Origin of the sequence: Bartonella florencae (assembly GCF_000312525.1) — a bacterium.
Classification (GTDB): Bacteria; Pseudomonadota; Alphaproteobacteria; order Rhizobiales; family Rhizobiaceae; genus Bartonella; species Bartonella florencae.
Genome location: NZ_HE997452.1, coordinates 543,524 through 545,010 on the forward strand (window position 1 = coordinate 543,524; position 1,487 = coordinate 545,010).

General features: G+C 38.2%; 2 protein-coding genes. Both read left to right on the plus strand.

Going from position 1 to position 1,487, the window contains the following annotated elements; genetic code table 11:
* The first annotated feature begins 744 nt into the window (after positions 1-744).
* Positions 745-978, plus strand: coding sequence for a hypothetical protein (locus tag BN202_RS09265; protein WP_019219526.1), 234 nt, complete (start codon positions 745-747; stop codon positions 976-978).
* A gap of 12 nt (positions 979-990) precedes the next feature.
* On the plus strand, positions 991-1,143 hold the full coding sequence (locus tag BN202_RS09725; protein WP_156792110.1) for a hypothetical protein: 153 nt from the start codon (positions 991-993) through the stop codon (positions 1,141-1,143).
* Positions 1,144-1,487: the final 344 nt, after the last annotated feature.

Consider the following 1,487-nt stretch of genomic DNA (forward strand, 5'->3'; position numbering starts at 1 on the left):
CAACTCTCCTTTGCTTGGAAAGGTCGCGGAGAAATGATCAGTATGAATGGTTTTCAGTATGGGAGAGCTTAAAGAGGTGCGGCGTGTGTAAAACGAAGCGTGTTCATCGGGCCGAGCTTTCCATCAAAATCGCTTGAGCAGAGGAAATAAGAATAAAGATAAAGAGGTTTGTCTGTTCGTGATGGCGATGTTTAAGGCGCGGCACTGAACAAGATGTTAGCGCGCCTTTTCTTGAGAAAAGAGGAGGCGTGAAACTTTATGAAAATAAAAGCTGCTTTAAGCAATCAATTGTTGAGAAAAACAGTAAGCTGTTTTATAGAGGAGGCAACAAGAGGGTTTTAGAGCAAAATGAACAATGAAGGGGAAAAATTTGTCATTAGAGCAAGAGACGCAGAAAAGTTTACGTTCTTTTTCGTTTGAAGACGCATTTCTTTCAGGGGAAAATTATAAAGTTCTTTTCATCATTTCTATTATCATTGAGCTGTGTAAACTCACTCCCTTTATAGCAATCCTGTTAGAGGGGAAGTTGCTAAGTGTCGTGGATATTGTTTTTTTACTGTTGTACTTTACATCAATGTATATATGGTACGGTCTTTTTTTATTCACACCAGTTTTTTTTGTGCTTCGTGTCATCATAACGCATAAGTTGAAAAAAAAGATTCAGAAATTAGAGGAAGCTCTCTTTATAGGAGAGAATATCAGCCGTTTGCGAGATGCGCTCTCTCAAGAGTGTGAGGAGAAAAAATGAACAATAATTTTATAGCAGTATTGCTTATATTCCGTTTGTTTTTTGGGGTTATTATTGTTTTTATTACTCTGTTTTTTTTGGCTTTTTATTATTCTATTTTTAAGCGGGCCAAAATGTATTTCCAAGTGCAAAGCGAGCTGGAAAGAGTGCTAGAAGAAAATGATCTCGCTCTTCAGTTGCTGCGTCAAGAACAAGCAATGCTGCAACAGAGGGATGCACAACAACAATAAGACCTTATGGAAATGATGACTAAAATTCTCACTATGGAAAGTGCCACAGCATTGTTGAAAAGCTTGGGGTGGTGGGTGGAAATTGATGAGAAAAGGCGAGCATTTGGCACGCTTCTTTTTAGCGGACTACGCAGTGCACTTTTTTCTCTCATGAGAAAAAAGTGAGAGATTGCTTCCCAATTTGTGCTCGATTTTTCTCCCATTTTATTTGAGGTTTGCTAACCAAATGGCATTTTTGGCTATGGCTTGTGAGATTCTTAATCCTTATCATTTGAAAAGTTTGCTAAGCTTACAGTTGGATTTTTATGCAAAAGGATTGGAAGTCTTTGAAAAAAAATATTGATGGGGCGCTTAAAGCAGGCATTTGAGAAAGTTTTAGAAAGAGCAATAAAGGCTGTTGACCTTGGTGAAATCCGGTGCTCTCAACAGCGTACTCCACCTTGAAATAAGAAACAATTAATTTTGGGCAAGGGTGAAGATAAGGTGGTTCCTTATGATTTGCGGCATTT

What these genes read in the sequence shown, in the direction of transcription:
- BN202_RS09265 (WP_019219526.1), top strand. Translation starts at nt 745, where the DNA reads ATGAACAATAATTTTATAGCAGTATTGCTTATATTCCGTTTGTTTTTT.
- BN202_RS09725 (WP_156792110.1), top strand. Translation starts at nt 991, where the DNA reads ATGATGACTAAAATTCTCACTATGGAAAGTGCCACAGCATTGTTGAAA.